The sequence below is a fragment of the Streptomyces sp. NPDC027663 genome (assembly GCF_055566415.1).
The window spans coordinates 145,267-166,137 of sequence record NZ_JBVHSK010000013.1 but is presented as its reverse complement, the minus strand read 5'-3'; the positions used below and the strand labels follow the sequence as shown (position 1 = coordinate 166,137).

Sequence of the window (20,871 nt, the reverse complement as noted above, 5' to 3'; positions counted from 1 at the left end):
GCCTACTTCCGCATCACGGCCGGCTCGTGCCGGCGCAGCAGCCGGGCGACCGCGAGCCCGAAGAGCGCGGAGAGCACCAGCAGCATGGCCAGGTCCAGCAGCCAGACGCCCGTCGCGTGCCGGAACAGGGGATCGTCGGTCTTCTCGCCGGGCACGAGCCGGTCCAGTCCGACGGTGCCCGCCATGGCGCCGAACGCCCAGCGGGAGGGCACGAGCCAGGACAGCTGAGCGAGACCGGGGGTGCCGTTCAGGTGGAGCAGGGCGCCGCAGAAGACGACCTGGACGATGGCGACCAGCACCAGCAGGGGCATCGTCACCTCCTCCTTGCTCACCAGCGCGGAGACCAGCAGGCCGAGCATCATCGCGCTGAAGGCCAGCAGGGCGACGGCGAGGGTGATCTCGGCGAGCGGTGGCAGCAGGACGCCCCGGCCGTCGGGGGTGTTCAGGTCGATCCCGGACAGGGCGACCAGGGTGAGGACGACGGCCTGCGCGACCGTGATCGTGCCGAGTACCACCACCTTGGACGCGAAGTACGCGGATCTGGGCAGGCCGACGGCGCGTTCCCGCTGGTAGACGACGCGTTCCTTGACCAGCTCGCGCACCGCGCCCGCGGCCCCGGTGAGCACCGCGCCGACGCACAGGATGAGCAGCACGTCGATGACGTTGTCCCGGCCGAGTCCGCCGCTGCCCAGGGCGCGGGCCATGGCACCCATCACGAACGGGAGCGCGATCATGGTGATCAGGAAGGTGCGGTCGGCGCTCAGGACGGCGGTATAGCGGCGGACCAGGGTGCCGAGCTGGGCGCCCCAGCTGCGCGGGCGGGGTGGTGGCGCCGTGGGCACGGGGGCCGGCTCGGGGTGGCGGGGCTGGGTGGTGGCCTCGGTGACGTAGCGGCGCTGGAAGGGCGACTCGCGGTACTCCCCTGCCCAGTCCCGGTCCGGGTCGCGGTCGAAGGCCTCGAAGGCCTCGGGCCACTGTGCGAAGCCGAAGAAGGCGAGGGCGTCCTCGGGCGGCCCGTAGTAGGCCACCCTGCCGCCCGGGGCCAGCACCAGGAGACGGTCGCAGACGGCCAGGCTGAGGACGCTGTGGGTGACCACGATGACCGTGCGGCCGTCGTCGGCGAGGCCGCGCAGCATGTGCATCACCGACCGGTCCATGCCGGGGTCCAGGCCGGAGGTCGGCTCGTCCAGGAAGAGCAGCGAAGGTTTGGTGAGCAGTTCCAGGGCCACGCTGACCCGCTTGCGCTGCCCGCCGGAGAGGCTGTGCACGGGCTGCCCGGCGCGGTGTTCCAGGCCCAGTTCCCGGATGACCTCGTCCACCCGGGCACGCCGCTCGGCCCGGGCGGTGTCCTCGGGGAAGCGCAGCTCGGCGGCGTAGGTGAGGGCGGCGCTGACGGTGAGCTGGGGATGCAGGATGTCGTCCTGCGGGACCAGGCCGATGCGCTGGCGCAGTTCGGCGTATTCGCGGTACAGGTCGCGGCCGTCGTAGAGGACGGTCCCGCGGTCGGCGGGCCGCTGTCCGGTCAGGGCGCGCAGCAGCGTGGACTTGCCGGAGCCACTCGGTCCGACGACCGCGAGCAGGCACTTCTCGCCCACCGGGAAGGACACGTGGTCCAGCAGGACCTTGCGGCCGCGGTCGACGGCGACGGTGAGGTCCTGGACGTCGAGGGAGACCTCGCCGGTGTCGACGTACTCCTGGAGTTCGTCGCCGACCAGGCAGAAGGCGGAGTGCCCGACGCCGATGATGTCGCCGGGGCCGACGGGGGCGCGGGTGACGGGCCGGCCGTTGAGGTAGGTGCCGTTGTGGCTGCCGAGGTCGGCGATCTCGTAGGTGCCGTCCGTGTGCGCGTGCAGTTCGGCATGCCTGCGGGAGACGATGAGGTCGTCCACGATCAGGTCGTTGTCGGGGCCCCGGCCGATACGGACGGTCCGCTCGGGCAGCGGGCGGACGGTGGTGGGCCGGCGGAAGGTGCCGGTCATCTCGGGCAGGGACACCATCGAGGGACGGTCCGGTGCAGGTTGCGGGGCGCTGGCGAGTACGGCCCGGGGGCCGTCGGCGGGATTGCCGAAGCGGATCACGCTTCCGGGCCGGAGCCCGTACTCGCGGACCCGGTGGCCGTCCGCGTAGGTGCCGTTGGTGCTGTGCTGGTCCGCCAGGGTCCAGCGGTCCTGGTCGCAGCGCAGCACGGCATGGTGCCACGAGACCCGGGCATCGTCGAAGACGATGTCGCTCAACGGGTCGCGTCCGACGCGGTAGTCGTGGCCCGGGCTCATCACCGTGAAGCCCGAGTCGGTCTCCAGGACGAGTTCGGGCGGCGTCGGGGCGACCGGCCGCTCCGCCATGGTCAGAATTCTACCGATTCGCTCACATGTGCGCCCCCTAGGTCCGGTGGATCCGGGCCGTGGACACGTGTCAGGCGACAGGCAGGACGAGCGCCGGGAGAGTGCGCTGCATCCGCAGGGCGTCGACGGACTCGGCGAGCAGCTCGTACTCGGTGGTGTCGTCGCCGGTCGCGATCCGTACCAGCCTGCCCGCGGCCAACTCGTCGGCCACCAGCTCCTGCTGTGCCGGGTCGCGGCACCAGGTGCGCAGTACGGCCGGCACGTCGGGCACGCTGTCCGGGACCGGGACGAGGGAGCCGGGCGGGAAGTGCCCGGCCCCGGTCTGCGGGTCGAGGCGGTCGGCGATCCAGGTCGCGCGGTCACGCAGCCACCACAGGGCGAGGGCCAGAGTGGGCGCCCGGTAGGTGCCCAGGGGCACCCCGACGCGCCGTCCGCCGCACATGCCGTAAGCGGTGACATGGCACAGGAATTCGTCGTGCATGTGCACCCCCCGGTGCGTCGTCCGCCTGCCGTCCGGCCTCGCTCTCGATGCGTCTCATGTGCGGTGCGTGATCAGGACCTCGCGGGAAGTGAAGTCCTCACCCGTTGAGTATGTTCACTACTGAATCACTGTCACCATGTCTTTCCGGCCACTCTCTTGGCATATTCAGCCCGGCCGTTGGCCGGATTCCGCGGCCCTCGCCCTTACCCCAGGGGTAATCGACGGGCCCGGGCGGCCGCGGGCATGGTTGTCGTACCGGGTCACCGCAACCGGGATCCGGACCCTGACCAGTGATGACCACCTCGATGGAGGCTGATCGCCCATGTCCGCGAACACCGACCGTTACGAGACCGCCGTCGCCCGTTACTTCGACGCCTGGAACGCGGGCGAGCCGGAGGAGCTGGCGAAGGCGGTGGCCGCCGCCTGGTCCGAGGACGGCGGATACACCGACCCGCTGGTCGACGTCAGCGGCCACGACGGGATCACGGCCGTGATCGCGGCTGCGCACGAGCAGTTCCCCGGATTCGTCTTCCGGCCCGGCGGCGGCGTCGACGGCCACCACGACACGGCCCGCTTCTCCTGGGAGCTGGTGAACGAGGCCGACGGCTCCGCTCCGGTCGCCGGCTTCGACGTGATCACGCTGGACACGGACGGCCGCATCCGCTCGGTGCTCGGCTTCCTCGACCGGGTGCCCGCCGGCGCCTGAGGACCGGGGCCCACCCGGTGCCGGGGTGGTCAGCCCTTCACGATCGCGTCGATCCGCGCCAGTTCCTGGTCCTCGAAGTCCAGGTTGCGCGTGGCCGCGACGCTGTCCTCGAGCTGCCGTGCGCTGCTCGCACCGACGAGGGCGGACGTCACCCGGCCGCCGCGCAGCACCCAGGCCAGGGCGAGCTGGGCCAGGGTCTGGCCGCGGGACTCGGCGATCTCGTGCAGGGCGCGCAGCCTGGCCACCAGCTCCTCGGTGACGGCGTCGGAGCCGAGGAAGGGGCTGTCGCTCGCGGCCCGGGAGTCCTCGGGGATGCCGTCGAGGTAGCGGCCGGTGAGCAGACCCTGCTCCAGCGGGGAGTACACGACGGAGCCGGTCCGCAGTTCCTCCAGGGCGTCCAGCAGGCCCTCGTCCTCGGGGCGCCGGTCGAGCATCGAGTAGCGCGGCTGGTGGACGAGGAGCGGGGTGCCGAGGCCGCCGAGGATGCGGGCGGCCTCGCGGGTCTGCTCGGCGGAGTAGTTGGAGACGCCGACGTAGAGGGCCTTGCCCTGCTGCACCGCCGAGTGCAGCGCGCCCATCGTCTCCTCGAGCGGAGTGTCCGGGTCGAAGCGGTGCGAGTAGAAGACGTCGACGTGGTCCAGGCCCATCCGCTGCAGGCTCTGGTCGAGCGAGGACAGCAGGTACTTGCGCGAGCCCCACTCGCCGTACGGGCCGGGCCACATCAGATAGCCGGCCTTGGTGGAGATCACCAGCTCGTCCCGGTAGCGGGCGAAGTCCGCCTTCAGCGCCTCACCGAGGGCGGACTCGGCGGCGCCGGGCGGCGGGCCGTAGTTGTTCGCGAGGTCGAAGTGGGTCACGCCGAGGTCGAAGGCCCGGCGCAGGATGGCCCGTTGGGTCTCGACCGGCCGGTCGGGACCGAAGTTGTGCCACAGACCGAGCGAGATCGCGGGCAGTTTCAGGCCGCTGCGGCCGGCGCGCCGGTAGGGCATGTCCGCGTAACGGTCGGGGTGTGCGGTGTACAACGCGACTCCAGAGGGGTTGGCGCACGATCTACCGTTCCCAACTCTTCCCCGGCCGGAGTGCAGCGGTCCAACAGAAGAATCCGATGATATTCAGCGGCTAAGCTGCTCAATCATGGAACTGCGCCATCTCCAGCACTTCGTCGCCGTCGCCGAGGACCGGCATTTCACCCGGGCCGCCGAACGCCTGATGGTGTCCCAGTCCGGTCTGTCGGCGTCCATCCGGGCGCTGGAGCGGGAGCTGCGGGCGCCGTTGTTCGTGCGGACCACCCGCAGGGTGACCCTGACGGAGGCGGGGCGCGCGCTGCTGGTGGAGGCCGAGCGGATCCTCGCTCAGGTGCGTACCGCGCACGAGGCGGTGGCGGCGGTGCAGGGCGTGCTGCGCGGCACGCTGGCGCTCGGCACCGAGCAGTGCATCGCCGGGGTGCACGTGGCCTCGCTGCTGGCGGCCTTCCGGGGGCGGCACCCGGACGTGGAGATCCGGCTGCGGCAGGCCGGCTCGGGTGCGCTGGCCGAGGAGGTCGCGGCGGGACGGCTCGACCTGGCCTTCGCCTACCGCACCCAGGCCGACACCGACCAGCTGCGCTCGGTGTCGCTGACCAGCGAGCCGATGACCGTGCTGTGCCATCCCGGGCACCGTCTCGCCGAGACCGAGACCGGGGCCGAGACCGGGGCCGAGGCCGTGCTCGGACCGGACGACCTCGCGGGCGAGGTATTCGTCGACTTCCACCCCGACTGGGGTCCGCGGCGCACCACGGACACCGCGTTCGCCGCGGCGGGTGTCCGGCGCACGGTCGCGCTGGAGGTCAACGACGTCCACAGTCTGCTGGACCTGGTGGACGAGAACCTGGGGATCGCCGTCGTCCCACGGCACTTCCGGCACAAGCGGCCCTCGCTCACCGCGCTTCCACTGAAGGGCACGATCGGGGCCGAGTACGAGACCGTCGCCCTGCTGCCGCCGGAGCGGGCCACGAGCCCCGCCGCCCGCGCGCTGGTCACCCTCCTCGAATCAGAGGGCCTGACACCGGTCCCGGACGGATCTCAGCCCTCCTGACCACGGCCGCCCGCCACCGCGGACCGGGGGCCCCGTCAGCCGGGACCGGCGCCGCCGGGCCTTCACGGAAGCCGGATTCCGGACGCGTGAGCGGCGTCGGTTTGCGATGGTGGACCGTATGCATGCAAAGGACGTCCTCATCGACGGCTACGGCCGTATCCAGGAAGAAGTCCATGCCGCCCTCGACGGCCTCGGACCGGAGGAACTGCACCACCGCCCGGCCCCCGACGCCAACTCCATCGCCTGGCTCGTCTGGCATCTCACCCGGGTGCAGGACGACCATGTCGCCGACGCCTTCGACCTCGACCAGGTGTGGCTCGCCCAGGGCTGGGAGAAGCGGTTCGGTCTCGGCCTGCCCCGGCACGACACCGGCTACGGGCACAGCCCGGCCAAGGTCGCGAAGGTGCGGGTGGAGTCGGCCGGCATGCTGGCCGACTACTACGACGCCGTCCACGAACAGACCCTCGGCGCCCTGCGCTCGTCGGCCGCCAAGGATCTCGAACGCGTCGTGGACGAACGCTGGGACCCCGCGGTCACCCTCGGGGTGCGCCTGGTGAGCGTCCTGTCCGACGACCTTCAGCACGTCGGACAGGCCGCCTACCTGAGGGGGCTGATTCAGAGCGCGGCAGCGTAACCCGGCAGGACCACGTCCTCGATGAGGGCGTTGCGCTCGTCGAACGGGATGAACGCACTCTTCAGGGCGTTCACCGTGACGGTGCGCAGGTCCTCGACCGTCCAGCCCGCCTCCTCGACCAGCAGGGACATCTCACGGGTCATCGTCGTACCCGACACCAGACGGTTGTCGGTGTTCAGGGTGACCCGGAAGCCCAGGTCCTTCAGCGCGGTGATCGGGTGCTCGGCGATCGAGGTGGCGCAGCCGGTCTGCAGGTTGGAGGTGGGGCACATCTCCAGCGCGATCCGGCGGTCGCGCACCCAGGAGGCGAGGCGGCCCAGCTTGCCGGCCGCGAGGTCGGGGATGTCCTCGGTGAGGCGCACACCGTGGCCGATGCGCTGGGCGCCGCACACCTGGAGGGCCTGGTGGATGCTGGGCAGGCCGTGGGCCTCACCGGCGTGGATGGTGAACGGCACGTTCTCGCGGCGCAGGTGCTCGAAGGCGTCCAGGTGGTCGGCGGGCGGGAAGCCGTCCTCGGCACCGGCGATGTCGAAGCCGACGACGCCGGCGTCGCGGTAGGCGACGGCCAGGTCGGCGGCCTCGCGGACGCGGTCGAACATCCGCATGCCGCACAGCAGGGTGCCGACGCGGACCGGGGTGCCCGCGGCCGCGGCCTTGGCCATACCGGCCGCCAGGCCCTCCTGCACGGTCTCCACGACCTCGCTGAGCGTCAGCCCGCCCTGCGTGTTCAGCTCGGGGGCGTAGCGCACCTCGGCGTAGACGACACCGTCGGCGGCGAGGTCCAGCACGTACTCCTCGGCGACGCGCAGCAGGCCCTCGCGGGTCTGCATCACGGCGAGGGTGTGCTCGAAGGTGGCGATGTAGCGGACCAGGTCGCCGGAGTTCGCGGCTTCGAAGTACCAGGCGGCCAGCTCGTCGGGGTCGGTGGTGGGCAGGGTGTGGCCGACCGCGGCGGCGAGTTCGACCACGGTGGCGGGACGCAGGCCGCCGTCGAGGTGGTCGTGCAGGACGGCCTTCGGGAGGCGGCGGATCACATCGGCATCTACGCGCGTAGCAGTCATGGCGGGGCTTTCCTCGGCAGGTGTTTCTGGGTGATCAGGCGGCGGGCTGGAGCAGGTCCCAGCGGTTGCCGTAGAGGTCCTGGAAGACGGCGACCGTGCCGTACGGCTCGTGGCGCGGCTCCTCCAGGAAGGTCACGCCGGCGGCGGTCATCCGGGCGTGGTCACGGGCGAAGTCGTCGGTGTGCAGGAAGAAGCCGACGCGCCCGCCGGTCTGGTCGCCGACCCTGGCGCGCTGGGGCTCGTCCTTGGCGCGGGCCAGGAGCAGGCCGGTACCGGGGCCGGGGGCGCCGGGCTCCACCACGACCCAGCGCGAGCCGTCGGGGCGCGGGGCGTCCTCGGCGAGACGGAACCCGAGGGCCTCGGTGTAGAAGCGGATGGCCTCGTCGTAGTCGTCGACGACGAGGGTGACCAGGGCCAGGCGGCGCATCGTGACCTTCCGGTGGGAGTGGTTAGCCGGTGAGGTTATACGTAAAACCCGACGTGCGCCAGTCCCCGTTCTACGCGCGTCACAACTCGACCGGGGCGGGGTTGCCATCACGGCTGCGCGCCGCTCTGCGCGATCTCCGCAGGATGGCGGGCGGCGGCCGTCCCAGGGGACGTCGGCGGCCCCGAGGGAATCGGCCGGCCCAGTGGACGTCGACGGTCTAAGGGGACGTCGGCAGTCCCAGGGGACGTCGGCAGTCCCAGGGGACGTCGGCAGTCCCAGGGGACGTCGGCACCCCAGCGGACGTCGGCTGCCCCAGCGGGCGTCTGCCGTCCCAGTGGACGTCGGCGGCCCCAGCAGGCATCGGCAGTCCCGGTGACGGGCCGCACGACAGTCGTCCGGCGGTCAGCGCGCCGGACCGCGGTTTTCGCCGAGCAGCGCCAGTTCCCCGTCGGTGAGCCGCAGCGCACCGGCAGCGACATTGTCGGCCAGGTGGCCGGGGTTGCCGGTACCGGGGATGGCGAGGACGTGCGGACCCTGGTGCAGTGTCCAGGCGATGCGGACCTGCGCGGGGCTCACGCCATGGGCCCGGGCGACGGAGAGCACCGCGTCGTCGTGAGCGGTCGTCGCGCCCTGTTCTCCGGCCGCTCCGGCCACGGCGTAGAAGGGGACGAAGGCGATGCCGTGTTCGCCGCACAGCCGCAGCACCTCGTCGTCCACGGGATCGAGGCGGTCGACCGCGTACCGGTTCTGCACGGACACCACCGGCGCGATCTCCAGCGCCTCGGCGAGGTGCCGGGGCTGCACGGCGGAGACGCCGAGGTGCCGGATCAGCCCCGCCTCGCGCAACTCGGCGAGCACGCCGAAGTGTTCGGCGATGGAGTCCTGGCCCGTGCGGCGGTAGTAGACGACGTCGAGGTGGTCCCGCCCGAGCTGGCGCAGGTTCTCCTCGACGTGCCCGCGCAGCTCGTCGGGCCGTGCGGACGTGCCCCACTCCCCGTGGTAGTCGCGGTAGGGGCCGACCTTGGTGGCGATGACCAGGTCGTCGGAGTACGGGGACAGCGCGGTGTTGATGAGTTCGTTGGCGGAACGCAGCGACGAGAAGTAGAAGGCCGCCGTGTCGATGTGGTTCACACCCAGCTCCACGGCCTCGCGCAGAACGGCGAGCGACCGCTCCCGCTCGCTCGGGGTGCCGTGGTGGAAGGCGGCGCTGCCCGTCAGCCGCATCGCGCCGAAGCCGATGCGGTGGACGGGCAGGTCGCCGAGTTTCCAGGTGCCGGAGGCGTCCGCGGTGATCGGCTTGTCTGCAGTCATCGGCGGAGTCTCGCACACCGGGACCTGGTCGGGCGTCAGCAGTACAGGTTGGCGCCCGGTGCGACCCCGAGGATCTGGGTGAAGCGCTGGTAGGCGGAGACCCGGCTCTGCACCTGGGCGGGATTCTTGCCGTCGCACTCGAGCGAGCCGTTGATGCTGCGGATGGTCTGGCCGAAGCCGGCGCCGCCCACCATCGCGTTGTGCGGGGTCATGGTGCCGGGGCCGGACTGGGTGTTCCAGTACCACAGGCCGGTCTTCCAGGCGACGGAGGCGTTGTTCTCCACCTGCCAGGGGTTGTTGAGCAGGTCGATGCCGAGCGCGTCGCCGGCGGCCTTGTAGTTGAAGTTCCAGGAGAGCTGGATGGGGCCGCGCCCGTAGTACGCCGCCTGGCCCGCCGGACAGCCGTACCACTGGCTCCGGTCGCAGTAGTGCGGGTAGTTGGCGGTGTTCTGCTCGACCACGTGCACCAGCCCGCCGGTCTCGTGACTGACGTTGGCGAGGAACGCCGCGGCTTCCTGCTTCTTCACGGTGTCGCTGCCGCTGTTCGCGAAGGCGGGGTAGGCGCCGAGGGCGGCGGTCAGGCCGCTGTAGGTGTAGAAGGAATTCCGGTTCGGGAACATCTGATTGAACTGCGTCTGGCTCACCACGAAGCCGGCCGCGGAGGCCGTGGGGGCCGCCTGGAGGACCAGGGCGGAGCTGCCTATGGCGAGCGAGGTCAGAATGGCGGTGATGCGGTGCCTCAAGACAGTCAACTCCTCTGCGGAGCACGGCCGCAGCGGCCGGAGGGGCAGCGGCCGTGGTGGGGGGTCGAGCACACTCAACCGCCTTGGTCTGTACCAGTCAAGGGTGTAGACCAGTCAAACACCGAGCCGGTTGCTCCGGCGAACACCGCGCAGGCACACGGAACTCGGGCCCGGCCGCTGCATCGCGGCCGGGCCCGGGTGGCTGTGGACGTGTCTGGGTGACTGTAGACGTGTCTGGGGGACTGTGGGCGGGTCAGCTCAGCGGCTTCGCAAGGACGGCCTTGCGGTGGCTGAACGTCTCGATGGAGTAGCGACCGTGGTAACTGCCCATGCCGCTCTGCCCCACTCCGCCGAACGGCAGGTCGGAGACGGTGAGATGGGCGAGGGGCAGACCGTGGCCGAGGCCGCCCGAGGAGGTCTCGGCGGCGATGCGCTCGCGGGTCTCGTCGGACTCGCTGAACACGTAGAGGGCGAGCGGCTTGTCACGGTCGTTGATGAAGGTGATGGCCTCGTCGAGGCCGGCCACGGTCACGATCGGCAGGATCGGGCCGAAGATCTCCTCCTGCATGACGGGGGCGTCCGGGTCGACGTCCGCGAGGACGGTGGGCGCGATGTACCTGGCCGTGCGGTCACCCGCGCCGCCGACCGCGACGCGGCCGGAGCCGAGCAGCCCGGACAGCCGGTCGAAGTGCCGCTCGTTGACGATCCGGCCGTACTCCGGCGAGCGCGCCGGGTCGCTGCCGAACAGGCCCTCGACCGCACGGACCAGCGCGGACTCCAGGACCGGCGCGGTCTCCGGGTCGGTCAGGACGTAGTCCGGGGCGACGCAGGTCTGGCCGGCGTTGAGGAACTTGCCGCGGGCCAGGCGGTCCGCGACCACGTCCAGGTCGGTGCCGCGGTCCACGAACACCGGGGACTTGCCGCCCAGTTCGAGGGTGACCGGGGTGAGGTGCTCGGCGGCGGCCCGCATGACGATGCGGCCGACGGCGCCGTTGCCCGTGTAGAAGATGTGGTCGAAGCGCTCGGCCAGCAGAGCCGTGGTCTCCGGGATACCGCCCTCGACGACGGCGACGGCGTCCGTGTCCAGGTAGGCGGGGATCAGTTCGGCCAGCGCGGCAGAGGTGGCGGGTGCCAGCTCGCTCGGCTTGGCCACGACCGCGTTGCCGGAGGCCAGCGCGCCGACCATGGGGGCGAGCAGGAGCTGCGCCGGGTAGTTCCAGGGGGCGATGACGAGGACGACGCCCAGCGGGTCGTACTGCGTCCAGGCCGTGGCGTCGGCGCCGAGGTGCGGCGGAACGGGCGCCGGTTCGGGGCGCAGCCAGTCCGCGAGATGCTCCAGCGTGTGGTCGATCTCGCGGATGGTGAAGTCGATCTCGGTGCGATGGGCCTCGGTGCTGCTCTTGCCGAGGTCGGCGCGGAGAGCCGCGGCGAGGTCCCGGCCGCGCTCCGAGAGCATCGCGCGCAGCCGGCGCAGCTGGCCGGTGCGCCATTCCACGGGCTTGGTGCGGCCGCTGCGGAAGGTGGCGCGCAGCCGGGCCACGACGTCGGCGGGCTGCTCGAGGGTGGAGTCGTTCACGGATGCCTCGCTGGTGGGACTCGGGCGGGTCGGCCCGAGCGTAGGTCAGTCGGATGTAAATACCAACCTTTCAGGTGCCCAAGTAAATCCCGATGGCCGATTCCGGTGACCAGGGTCACTCTGACGGATTTCCGAGGCTCGGCACCTCCCCCTGGCTCCGCGGAGAAGTCCGGAAGAATCTTCCGCATGACAGACACCGCGTACCCGCTCGTCGCCCGCGCCCGGCGGCTCGCCACGGACCTGCTCGCCCCGGAGGCCGAGCGGGTGGATCAGGAGGGCGTGCCGGTGAGCCACATCGAGGCGGTGAAGCGGTCCGGGCTGCTCGGTGTGGTGGCACCCGTGGAGCACGGCGGCTGGGGTGCACCGCCGGCCGTGCTGCGGGAGACCGCGGAGATCCTGTCCGGGGCCTGCTGCTCGACATGGTTCGTGCAGACGCAGCACCACACGCCGGTGCAGACCCTCGCCAAGTGCGGCGAACCGGTCCTCCGGGAGCGCCTGTTGGGCCCGCTGTCACGCGGCGAGCTGCTGTCCGGGGTGGCGTACGCGCATCTGCGGGCGCACCCCCGCGTCCCGGTGCGGGTCCGCAGGGACGGCGAGGGCTGGCGGTTCCACGGCACCGTCCCCTGGTACACGGGATGGGGTCTGAACGACGTCATGCTGCTCGCCGGGGTGACCGAGGCGGACGAGGCCCTGTTCGCCTTCGTCGAGGCCCGCGACCAGCCGGGTCTGCGGGCCTCGGCCCCGCTGCGCCTGGCCGCTCTCACCGCCGCCCGTACGGTGACGCTGGAGCTGGACGGCCTGTGGGTGCCCGCGGACGCGGTGGCGCTGCGCACTCCGTACGAGCGGTGGGCCGCCGGGGACCGGGCCAGGACGCTGAACGCCAACCCGGCGGTCTTCGGCGTCGCGGAGGCGGCCCTGTCCCTGCTGGATGAGGAGGCGGCCGTGCCGCTGCGCGTCCGCCTGGCCGACGTCCGCCGCCGGGCCTACGCCCTGGCCGACTGCCCCGGCCACCCCGTTGCGCCGGAGCGGGTGGAGGAGCGGCTGGCCGTTCGGGCGGAGGCGTACGAGGTGCTGGGTGCCGCCACCACCGCCGCGGTGGTGGCGGGCGGCGGCCGTGCGATGAGCCTGGGCAGCCCCGCCCAGCGGCTGGCCCGTGAGGGTCTGTTCCTGCTGGTGCAGGGGCAGACGACGGAGTCCCGCGCGGCACACCTGCGAGCACTGGCGAGCACCGGGAGCGCGCCGGGCACCTGAACACCGCGCCCACCGGTCAGCGCCGCCCAGGCAGGCACGTGACCACCACGGCCTCCGGTCAGCGCCGGCCCAGCAGAACAGGAACACCGCGCCAACCGGTCAGCGGCAGCCCAGCGGGCACGTGAACACCGCGCCCACCCGTCAGCGGCAGCCCGGCGGGCACGAGCACGCCGGACCCACCGGTCAGCGGCGGTGCAGCACCCGGCGGGCCAACGCGTGCGTGCCCACCGCGGCCGCGCCGGCGAACGCGAGTGCCTGGACCGCGTCACGCGGCCGGGCGGGGCGCAGCACCCCCGCGCGGCGCAGCCGGCCGCGCGCCCACAGGGTGAAGGGGATGACCAGCAGCGGGCTGGTCACGGAGCCCGGCGTGTAGCCCCGGACCACGGCCGCCTGTGCCAGGTGCACCACGCCGTGCAGGCCGAAACCGTTGAGCACCGTCTGGTAGACGGCGGACCGTCCGCCGGTCCGGTACCCGTCGGCGGCGGCCGCAGCGAACACGACGGCCATCGCGGCGACGGCGGTGGCGAACTCGCGTCCGTCCACCGCCTCCAGTTGCCGCCATACGCCTTCCGGCACGTCGGGGTATCGCTTCCGCAGCTCCGGGACCCGGGTGCGCACCCAGCGGGGCACCATCACCAGTTCCTCGGTGTCGTGCAGGGCCCAGGCGGCCAGCAGCCCGAAGGTGACGGAGGCCTCCGCGTCCAGCGCTTGTCGTCTCATGAACTCGTAGTCTGCCGGACGGAGTTGATCAGCGCGTACACGGCCCCGGGCAAGGCCGGAGCCGCCGCCGTCCTGCCTTCGGGTGCCGCCACGGTCCACGCGCGGCGGACCGGGCAGGACGCCCCGACCGGAGAAGTACGACCCCTCCGGGTGAGGAGCGGAGCGCAGCCGGAGACCGGCCGGCTCTGCGCCACGGGCCGTCGGTCTTCGGGGAGGCGCGACCGGCGGATCCTCGAACCGGCTTCCCGGAGCGCTCCTCAGTCCTCGCCCTGGTCCGCCAGCACCACGAGGAACGAGTCCGAGTTCAGGTCCATCACCACGGTGACGGGCTCTCCCTCGGCACGCCTGGCCGCCGCGTACTCCTCCGCCGGCCATGAGCCGCGGGGAGAGCCTGCGGGGAATCGCTCCAACACCTTCGCACTCATGGTGACGGACACCTCCGGTCGGATCGGGCGGAACGGTACGTCCTGTACTGCTCCGCCTGCCCCGGACCTCGGCGGACATGTCACCACCTGAAGGAAGCAGGCGCATCCGCGGGCCCGGTCCGGCGGGAAGTGCTCAGTGTCCGCACCATTCGTCCCGGAGCCGCGCCATGTACGTCTCGGTCGTCCTGTTCACCGCCGATCTCCGCCTGCACGACCATCCGCCCCTGCGAGCCGCGCTGAGCGACCGCCGTCAGGTCGTCCCGCTGTTCGTCTACGACCGGGGGGTGGCCGCCGCCGGCTTCGCGGCGCCCAACCGGCTGGCGTTCCTCGCCGACTGCCTGCGGGACCTGGACGCCGGGCTGCGCGAGCGTGGCGGACGGCTGGTGGTGCGCTCGGGTGATGTCGCGGAGGTGGTCTGCCAGGTGGCCGCGGAGGCGGATGCCGACGAGGTGCACATGGCCGGCGACGTGAGCGCGTACGCCCAGTCGCGGGAGCGGCGGCTGCGGCGCGCCCTCGAGGCCGAGGGGCGGCGGCTGCACGTCCACGACTCGGTGGTCACCGCCGTGGCGCCCGGCGCGGTGACCCCGGCCTCCTCCGACCACTTCGCCGTGTTCACGCCGTACTTCCGGCAGTGGTCGGGGCAGCGGCTGCGGGACGTCCTCGCGCCACCCCGGTCCGTCCACGTCCCGTCGGACATCGGATCCGAGGAACTGCCGTCCCGCGTCTCGCTGCCGGGTGTCTCGCCGGGGCTGGCCGAGGGCGGCGAGGCGATGGGCAGAAGGCGGCTCACCGCCTGGCTCCGCTCCGGCGTCGCCGGCTACGCGGACCGGCACGACGACCTCGCCGGGGACGCGACCTCCCGGCTCTCGCCGCATCTGCACTTCGGCACGCTGTCTCCCGTCGAACTGGTCCAGCGGGCGCGCTGGGCGGGCGGCCCGGGCGCGGAGGCGTTCGTACGGCAGGTCGCCTGGCGGGACTTCCATCACCAGGTGCTCGCGGCCCGTCCCCGTGCGGCCACCGCCGACTACCGCACGAAGCACGACCGTTGGCGGTCCGAGCGGACGGCCCGGGACGACATCGAGGCGTGGCGAGAGGGCCGCACCGGCTATCCGGTGGTCGATGCGGCGATGCGCCAGTTGCTCCACGAAGGGTGGATGCACAACCGGGCCCGCCTGCTGACCGCGAGCTTCCTGGCCAAGACGCTGTACGTCGACTGGCGGATAGGGGCCCGGCACTTCCTGGACCTTCTGGTCGACGGGGACATGGCCGACAACCAGCTCAACTGGCAGTGGGTCGCGGGCACCGGCACGGACACCCGCCCGAATCGTGTGCTCAACCCCGTCACCCAGGCCAAGCGGCACGACCCCGACGGCGCCTACGTCCGCCGCTGGGTGCCCGAACTGAGGGAGGTGGCGGGCGCGGCGGTGCACGAGCCGTGGAAGCTGCGAGACCGGGACGGGTCGCCCTGCGGCACCTACCCGGCCCCGATCATCGACCTCGCCGACGGACTGGCCCGCTTCAGACGCGCCCGCGCATGAGCGGGCCGGGAACCCCGGCCGAGCGGAGTCCGCGCCAGGACGGACCGCCCTGCGGCACCCACCCCGCCCCGATCATCGACCTCGCCGACGGACTGGCCCGCTTCAGACGCGCCCGCGCATGAGCGGGCCGGGAACCCCGGCCGAGCGGAGTCCGCGTCGTACCCCTGTCATGCGGACGTGCCGGGTGGTGGGGCGCCGTAGGCGTCCGCCAAAGTGTCGACGGCCTCCTTCAGCGCGGTCGGGCGGAGCATGCCGCGGGCGGGGCGGCCGGTCCAGCCGGGGCCGCCGAGAATCACCAGCGGCTGCGTCCGGGCTCCCTTGACGCCCCACTCCAGGGCGGCCACGTGCTCGGCCAGCGGCAGGCTCGCGGTGGAGCGGGCTTGCGCCCAGAGCACCACGGCGGCGGGCCCCAGCCGCCGTACCGCCGCCAGAAGCGCCTCCGCCGGAACCGCCGCGCCGAACATCCGCGCCGGGACACCGAGCCGGCTCAGTGCGGCGTTGAGCGCCTCCAGCGGAAGCGTGTGCTGCTCGCCGGGGACGCATGCCAGCAGCACGGGGCCCGCTCCCGTGGTCCCGGCCGTGGACACGGGCTGTCGCGTGTGGCGGCGCAGCGCGGTGGACACGTGCCAGGACAGCAGGTGCTCCACCTCCACGTACCGGTCCCCCGACGAGGCCCACTTGCGGCCCACGGCATGCAGGGTCGGCACCATCACCTCCTGCCAGGCGGTGAGGAGGCCGTACCGGGTCATGGCGGCCTCCAGTCTCTCCTCCACGGCGGGGGCGTCGAGCCGGACGGCCGCACGGGCCAGGCCCCGGCCCTCCTGCCGGGCCTCGTCGGCCGGTACGGCGACGGCGGCTCGGCCGGCGGGCCCCGTCGGCCGGGGTGTCGCGTCGTCCGGGTGCCGGAAGGGTGCCGGACACCCCCGCTCCTCCCGCTCCTCCCGCGCGGCCCGGGCGGCCTCGGCGGGCGGCACGCCGGACGCGGTCAGCCGGCACATGGCCTCCAGCACGGTCACGTCCTCGGGCGTCCAGCGCCGGTGCCGGCCGTCGGTGCGTGCGGCGGGGCCGATGCCGTAACGGCGGTCCCAGGAGCGGAGCGTGGTGGGCGAGACACCGAGCCGGCGGGCCAGCGCGCCGGTGGTCAGCGCCGGCTCGGTGGTTCCCGGTTGCGGCGCCTGCGCAGCTTCGCTCGCGTCCATTCCACGACGATACGACGCAGAAGCGATGCAAGTTGTTGCTTCGGTGCAGCGGCTCGGACCATGCACACACGGGCCGACGCCCCGCAACGGCCGGCAGCGTGCCGGTCCGCCGTGCCGGTCCGCCGTGCCGGTGAGGGCGACGCCCCGGCCGGCCCGTCCGAGGCGAAGGAGCCGTCGTCATGAGCCTGGATGCGACTGCCGCAGCGCCCGGTACCGCGGCCGCCCCGGGCGGCGCCCCCGCAGCCCGGGTCGGCGGCCCGGCAGCCCCAGGCGGCGGCCCGGCAGCCCCGGGAGGCCGGGCCGCCGACGCACTGCCGGGGTTCAGCGACGAACACCTCGTACAGGGGCTGGCGGCCGGCGACGAAGCCTGTCTCGCAGTGGTCCACCGCCGCTGGTCGCGCATGGTGCACACGCTGGCATGGCGCACCCTGGGCGACGCCGCGGAGGCCGAGGACGTCACCCAGCAGGTTTTCCTCGGCGTCTGGCGCGGCTGCGCGGGGTACCGGCCCGAGCGCGGGACGGTGGCCGGGTGGATCACCGGGATCACCCGGCGCAAGATCGCCGACGCTCTCTCCGCCCGGACCCGCCGCGGCGAGCTGGTCGCGGCGGCCGGCGCTGCCCTGCCGCAGGACGAGCCGGCGGCCGGACGGCCCGAGGTCACGCTGGACCGTGTCGTCGTACGGCACGCACTGGCCCGGCTCCCCGGGCCCCAGCAGCGAGTGCTGCTTCTGGCCTACTACGAGGACCTCACCCAGACCCAGATCGCGGAGCGCACGGGGTGGCCGCTGGGCACGGTCAAGAGCCATGCGCGGCGGGGGCTGCACCAGCTGCGCCGGACTCTGGACCACCTCTACACATAAGGAAGAAATAAGAGCAAACTGGACTATGCGATGCTCACCGCGCACCGGACCGGACGCGGTCTGGGCTGCAAAGGCAAAGGAGACCACTCATGGCCAACTTGCACAGGGGTGACATATCGAGCCACCCCGATGTCTCCGAAATGCAGGAACGCTACGCTCGCATGCTCGGCGGTCGTGATGTGGCACTCGTCGACGGGCCGGTGTTCCTTGTCGGCCTGTATTGTGCCGCGTCCCCGTGGATCGTGCACTACTCGGCGAGCCAGCCCGCCCTCGCGACCCACAACCTGATCCTCGGCATCGCGATCGGTCTGCTCGCACTGGGATTCACCCGCGCCCCCGAGCGGATGTACGGCCTCAGCTGGGCCATGTGCGCCATGGGCATCTGGATGATCATCGCCCCATGGATCGTGGGCCGCGGCCCGGACGCGGGCGTCATCGTCAACAACATCGTCATCGGAGTCCTGGCTCTCGCCCTCGGGGCGGTATGCGCCGGTACGGCAGCGAAGAGCACTCCAAGGCCGTAGAAGAGAAGACCGAGGAAAGGAAGAGAGGAACCGCGTGGCCGGTCCGCCCGGGCGGACCGGCCTACGCCGTGTTCGGAGGGGTCGGTTGGGCCCGGTGAAGGCGGACGCCACGCGCTCGCTGCGGAAGGCGCCGTCGGCGCAGGGCAGGACGCCGCGGAACTCGGACTCTTCGACGACCGTGACTCTAGGTCATTTCCAGCCCGTCGTACTCCTCGCTGATCTCCTTCGGGCCGAACGGCCACACCTGTTCCCGCCGTGCCCAGATCGCATAGGCCACGCAGCCGAGCGCCACCCAGGCCAGGGACCACTCGACGGGATGGCGCCCCGGGGAGTTCTTGTCCGCGTAGCCGTAGATCACGCACCAGCCGGCGAAGGCGACGACGCCGGGTACGGGGTAGAGCCACATCCGGTACGGGCGGCGCAGGGCCGGCTGCCGCTTGCGCAGCACGGTCAGTGCGACGATCTGGGCGAGCGCCTGGACGATGACCATCACCGTGGTGAGCAGCTGGATCAGGGTGGCGAGGTCGGTGTGGCGGCCGATCAGGAACCCTACGGCGGTGCTCGCGCCCATGGTGGCGAGGCCGAGCATCGGGAAGCGGTGCCGGGGGTGCAGCTTCTCGTACGGCCGGAAGAAGACCCGGTCCCGGGCGGCGTCGTAGGGCACCCGGGAGCCGCCCAGCAGGCCGGTGAAGACGGAGGCGATCGCGGTGACCAGGATCAGCACGGTGACCGTGTCGGCGGCACCCTTTCCCCAGGTCTCCTCCAGCACCGCGCTGGCCACCGAGGTGGAGGCGATGTCCTGCGGGTCGGTCATCCGGTGCCAGTCGACGACGCCGAGGGTGCCGATCTGGAGCAGCAGGTAGATCGCCATGATGCCGAGGATCGACAGGAGGATGGAGCGCGGCAGGGTGCGCCCTGGGTCCTTGATCTCGGCGCCCATGTACGCGGTGGTGTTGTAGCCGAGGTAGTCGTAGATGCCGATGGTCAGGCCCGCGGCGAAGCCCAGCCAGAAGTGGTCGCTGGTCAGGTCGAAGGCGTGCGCCGGATAGGTGAAGGCGCGGTGCGGGCTGAAGTCGGTCGCGGCGGCGACGATCACCAGCAGCACCGAGGCGATCATCACGGTCCACATCACGACGGTGATGCGGGCGATGTGCTCGACGCCGCGCCAGAGCAGGACGACCACGAAGGCGATGACACCGAGGCCGATCAGGTCGCCGGCGGTCTGTCCCAGGCCGGGGGCGAGATAGCCCAGGTACTGGACGAACCCGACCACGCCCGTGGACAGGATCAGCGGGATGAAGAGCATCGCCGTCCACACGAAGAGGAACGGCATGAGGCGGCCGGTGCGGTACTGGAAGGCCTGGCGCAGATAGACGTAGCTGCCGCCGGAGCCGGGCATCGAGGCTCCCAGTTCGGCCCAGACCAGCCCGTCGCACAGCGCCAGGACCGCGCCCGCGGCGAACCCGATGACCGCCTGGGGGCCGCCGAACGCGGCCACCATCAGCGGGATCGTCACGAACGGACCGATGCCGCACATCTGGCTCATGTTGATCGCCGTGGCCTGGAACAGGCCGACCCGACGGACGAAGCCACCCGTGGGTGGCGGGCTACCGGACATGGGGACTCCTGACGCGCCGGGCGCTGCGGGCCCACCCGGCGGGGCCGACTGGCCGACATAGTTAAGGAGACTTACTAGGGGCGTCAAGTACGCGACACGGATGCACGAGAATGGTGCGATGCGCGCAGGTGACGTCACGGAGCAGCAGGAACAGCCCTGGAACCGCCGCCGACTGCGCAGCACCAACGAGCGGTTGCTGCTGGACCGGCTGCGCGGCCTCGGCGCCGCCTCGCGCGCCCAGCTGGCCCGGGAGACAGGCCTGTCGAAGCCGACCGTGTCCAGCGCGCTCGCCTCACTGGCGGCGGCCGGCCTGGTTCACGAGGTCGGCACGCACGCTCCGGAGCGGGGGCGCACCGCCGTGCTGTACGCCCCCGACCCGGCAGCCGGGTACGCGCTCGGCGTGGACATCGGGCGGGGCTGGCTGCGGGTGGCGGTGGTCGACCTGGACGGCACGGTCGTCGCCCGGGCCGACGTGCGCAACCGGGCCCGCGCCTCGGCCGCGCTGGCCGCACTGGTCGTGGACACCGCCCGCCAGGTGACGGCGAACTCGGGGGTGGATCCGGCCGAGGTGGTGCACGGGGTGGTCGGCACACCCGGTGTGTACGACGAGCAGCAGCGCCGGGTGCGGTACGCGATGCATCTTCCGGGCTGGGGCCGGGCGGGGATCGTCGACCGGATGAGCGAGGAACTGGGCGTGCCCCTGGAGGTGCACAACGACGCCAATCTGGCGGCGCTCGGCGAGTACACCTACGGTGTCGGCGCGGGGAGCCGGCTCTTCGCCTACATCCTGATCGGCACCGGCCTCGGCATGGGGATCGTCGGCGAGGGGCGGCTGTTCACGGGCGCCCACGGACTGGCAGGCGAGATCGGCTTCCTGCCCTGGCCCGGCCGGCAGAAGCCGGAGCGGCTGGAGGACGCGGTGTCCGGGGTGGCGGTGGTGGAGGCCGCCCGGCAGTTCGGGATGAGCGGACAGCTCACCGCGAAGACCGTGTTCGACGCGGCCCGGCAGGGGCATCCGGCCGCCGTCCGGGCGGTGCAGCTGGAGGGCGAGCGGATCGCGCATACCGTGGCGGCCGCGGCCGCGGTGCTCGACCCGGACCTCGTGGTGCTCGGCGGCGGTGTCGGTCACAGCGTCGACCTGCTGCTGCGGCCGGTCCAGGAGCACCTGCGCACCCTCACGCCGCTGCGTCCCCGGATCGCACCGAGCCGTCTGGGCGAGGACGCGGTCCTGCTCGGCGCGGTGGCCACGGCTCTGGACACCGCTCGTGACATGGTGTTCGAGCGCCGGACGGCCGGAACCTGACCCGGGCAACGCCCACGGCGCCGCCGGTCGTTGACAGCCCACGCAGTGCGACCTAGCGTGACATAGGTTAGTAAAGTTT

The 20,871-nt window shown here is 72.3% G+C and carries 21 protein-coding genes; 9 read left to right on the top strand and 12 right to left on the bottom strand.

The features are described 5' to 3' along the window. Positions 1–2 precede the first annotated feature (2 nt). A complete protein-coding gene (locus tag ACZ4SF_RS29185) occupies positions 3–2,342 on the bottom strand; it encodes an ABC transporter ATP-binding protein/permease (protein ID WP_468389911.1) in 2,340 nt (779 codons plus the stop codon). 70 nt (positions 2,343–2,412) lie between these two features. Then, positions 2,413–2,823, bottom strand: coding sequence for a hypothetical protein (locus ACZ4SF_RS29180; RefSeq protein ID WP_468389908.1), 411 nt, complete (start codon positions 2,821–2,823; stop codon positions 2,413–2,415). A gap of 322 nt (positions 2,824–3,145) precedes the next feature. Here ACZ4SF_RS29180 and ACZ4SF_RS29175 point away from each other — a divergent pair, with 322 nt between their 5' ends. Further along, the gene (locus tag ACZ4SF_RS29175) at positions 3,146–3,529 is read left to right on the top strand and encodes a nuclear transport factor 2 family protein (RefSeq protein ID WP_468389905.1); all 384 of its coding nucleotides are present in this window, start codon (positions 3,146–3,148) and stop codon (positions 3,527–3,529) included. A 29-nt stretch (positions 3,530–3,558) separates the two neighbouring features. On the opposite strand, the gene mgrA is transcribed toward ACZ4SF_RS29175, so the two are convergent. Beyond that, on the bottom strand, positions 3,559–4,551 hold the full coding sequence (gene mgrA / locus ACZ4SF_RS29170; protein WP_468389902.1) for an L-glyceraldehyde 3-phosphate reductase: 993 nt from the start codon (positions 4,549–4,551) through the stop codon (positions 3,559–3,561). Between the two features lie 112 nt (positions 4,552–4,663). On the opposite strand from mgrA, the gene ACZ4SF_RS29165 reads away from it, so the two are divergent. Both ACZ4SF_RS29165 and ACZ4SF_RS29160 read left to right on the top strand, forming a co-directional pair. After that, positions 4,664–5,602 (top strand): LysR family transcriptional regulator, encoded by a 939-nt coding sequence (locus tag ACZ4SF_RS29165; protein ID WP_468389899.1) that lies wholly within the window; start codon positions 4,664–4,666, stop codon positions 5,600–5,602. Positions 5,603–5,720: 118 nt separating this feature from the next. Further along, positions 5,721–6,236 (top strand): mycothiol transferase, encoded by a 516-nt coding sequence (locus ACZ4SF_RS29160; protein WP_468389896.1) that lies wholly within the window; start codon positions 5,721–5,723, stop codon positions 6,234–6,236. On the opposite strand, the gene ACZ4SF_RS29155 is transcribed toward ACZ4SF_RS29160, so the two are convergent. The 5 genes from ACZ4SF_RS29155 to ACZ4SF_RS29135 form a co-directional block, all read right to left on the bottom strand. Next, positions 6,218–7,297 (bottom strand): adenosine deaminase, encoded by a 1,080-nt coding sequence (locus tag ACZ4SF_RS29155; protein WP_468389893.1) that lies wholly within the window; start codon positions 7,295–7,297, stop codon positions 6,218–6,220. The genes ACZ4SF_RS29160 and ACZ4SF_RS29155 overlap by 19 nt on opposite strands. Before the next feature lie 34 nt (positions 7,298–7,331). After that, positions 7,332–7,724 (bottom strand): VOC family protein, encoded by a 393-nt coding sequence (locus ACZ4SF_RS29150; RefSeq protein ID WP_468389891.1) that lies wholly within the window; start codon positions 7,722–7,724, stop codon positions 7,332–7,334. 402 nt (positions 7,725–8,126) lie between these two features. Further along, complete coding sequence (locus tag ACZ4SF_RS29145) at positions 8,127–9,035, bottom strand: aldo/keto reductase (RefSeq protein ID WP_468389888.1); 909 nt, start codon at positions 9,033–9,035, stop codon at positions 8,127–8,129. 35 nt (positions 9,036–9,070) lie between these two features. Next, entirely contained in the window at positions 9,071–9,778 is a 708-nt protein-coding gene (locus ACZ4SF_RS29140; RefSeq protein WP_468389885.1) for a chitinase, read from the bottom strand. A 253-nt stretch (positions 9,779–10,031) separates the two neighbouring features. After that, complete coding sequence (locus ACZ4SF_RS29135; protein WP_468389882.1) at positions 10,032–11,354, bottom strand: aldehyde dehydrogenase family protein; 1,323 nt, start codon at positions 11,352–11,354, stop codon at positions 10,032–10,034. Positions 11,355–11,540: 186 nt separating this feature from the next. On the opposite strand from ACZ4SF_RS29135, the gene ACZ4SF_RS29130 reads away from it, so the two are divergent. Continuing rightward, positions 11,541–12,605 carry an acyl-CoA dehydrogenase family protein gene (locus ACZ4SF_RS29130; RefSeq protein ID WP_468389880.1) on the top strand — a complete coding sequence of 355 codons (1,065 nt, stop codon included), beginning with the start codon at positions 11,541–11,543 and terminating at the stop codon, positions 12,603–12,605. A 183-nt stretch (positions 12,606–12,788) separates the two neighbouring features. Here the strand turns inward: ACZ4SF_RS29130 and ACZ4SF_RS29125 are convergent, their stop codons facing one another. Together ACZ4SF_RS29125 and ACZ4SF_RS29120 are read right to left on the bottom strand one after the other, a co-directional pair. After that, entirely contained in the window at positions 12,789–13,325 is a 537-nt protein-coding gene (locus ACZ4SF_RS29125; protein ID WP_468389877.1) for an HXXEE domain-containing protein, read from the bottom strand. A gap of 257 nt (positions 13,326–13,582) precedes the next feature. Continuing rightward, positions 13,583–13,750: a hypothetical protein gene (locus ACZ4SF_RS29120; RefSeq protein WP_468389876.1), complete on the bottom strand. Its 168-nt coding sequence runs from the start codon at positions 13,748–13,750 to the stop codon at positions 13,583–13,585. A 167-nt stretch (positions 13,751–13,917) separates the two neighbouring features. Here ACZ4SF_RS29120 and ACZ4SF_RS29115 point away from each other — a divergent pair, with 167 nt between their 5' ends. Continuing rightward, positions 13,918–15,288 carry a cryptochrome/photolyase family protein gene (locus ACZ4SF_RS29115; protein WP_468389873.1) on the top strand — a complete coding sequence of 457 codons (1,371 nt, stop codon included), beginning with the start codon at positions 13,918–13,920 and terminating at the stop codon, positions 15,286–15,288. Next, entirely contained in the window at positions 15,285–15,410 is a 126-nt protein-coding gene (locus tag ACZ4SF_RS29110) for a hypothetical protein (RefSeq protein WP_468389870.1), read from the top strand. Before ACZ4SF_RS29115 ends, ACZ4SF_RS29110 begins: the two co-directional genes overlap by 4 nt. Before the next feature lie 45 nt (positions 15,411–15,455). Here the strand turns inward: ACZ4SF_RS29110 and ACZ4SF_RS29105 are convergent, their stop codons facing one another. Beyond that, positions 15,456–16,487, bottom strand: a complete 1,032-nt coding sequence (locus ACZ4SF_RS29105) for a MerR family transcriptional regulator (RefSeq protein WP_468389868.1) — start codon at positions 16,485–16,487, stop codon at positions 15,456–15,458. A 179-nt stretch (positions 16,488–16,666) separates the two neighbouring features. On the opposite strand from ACZ4SF_RS29105, the gene ACZ4SF_RS29100 reads away from it, so the two are divergent. Together ACZ4SF_RS29100 and ACZ4SF_RS29095 are read left to right on the top strand one after the other, a co-directional pair. Next, entirely contained in the window at positions 16,667–17,347 is a 681-nt protein-coding gene (locus tag ACZ4SF_RS29100; protein ID WP_468389865.1) for a sigma-70 family RNA polymerase sigma factor, read from the top strand. Between the two features lie 89 nt (positions 17,348–17,436). After that, entirely contained in the window at positions 17,437–17,871 is a 435-nt protein-coding gene (locus tag ACZ4SF_RS29095) for an SPW repeat protein (protein WP_468389863.1), read from the top strand. Positions 17,872–18,055: 184 nt separating this feature from the next. On the opposite strand, the gene ACZ4SF_RS29090 is transcribed toward ACZ4SF_RS29095, so the two are convergent. Then, positions 18,056–19,489 (bottom strand): APC family permease, encoded by a 1,434-nt coding sequence (locus ACZ4SF_RS29090; RefSeq protein ID WP_468389860.1) that lies wholly within the window; start codon positions 19,487–19,489, stop codon positions 18,056–18,058. A 118-nt stretch (positions 19,490–19,607) separates the two neighbouring features. On the opposite strand from ACZ4SF_RS29090, the gene ACZ4SF_RS29085 reads away from it, so the two are divergent. After that, positions 19,608–20,792: an ROK family protein gene (locus ACZ4SF_RS29085; protein ID WP_468389857.1), complete on the top strand. Its 1,185-nt coding sequence runs from the start codon at positions 19,608–19,610 to the stop codon at positions 20,790–20,792. Positions 20,793–20,871 lie beyond the last annotated feature (79 nt).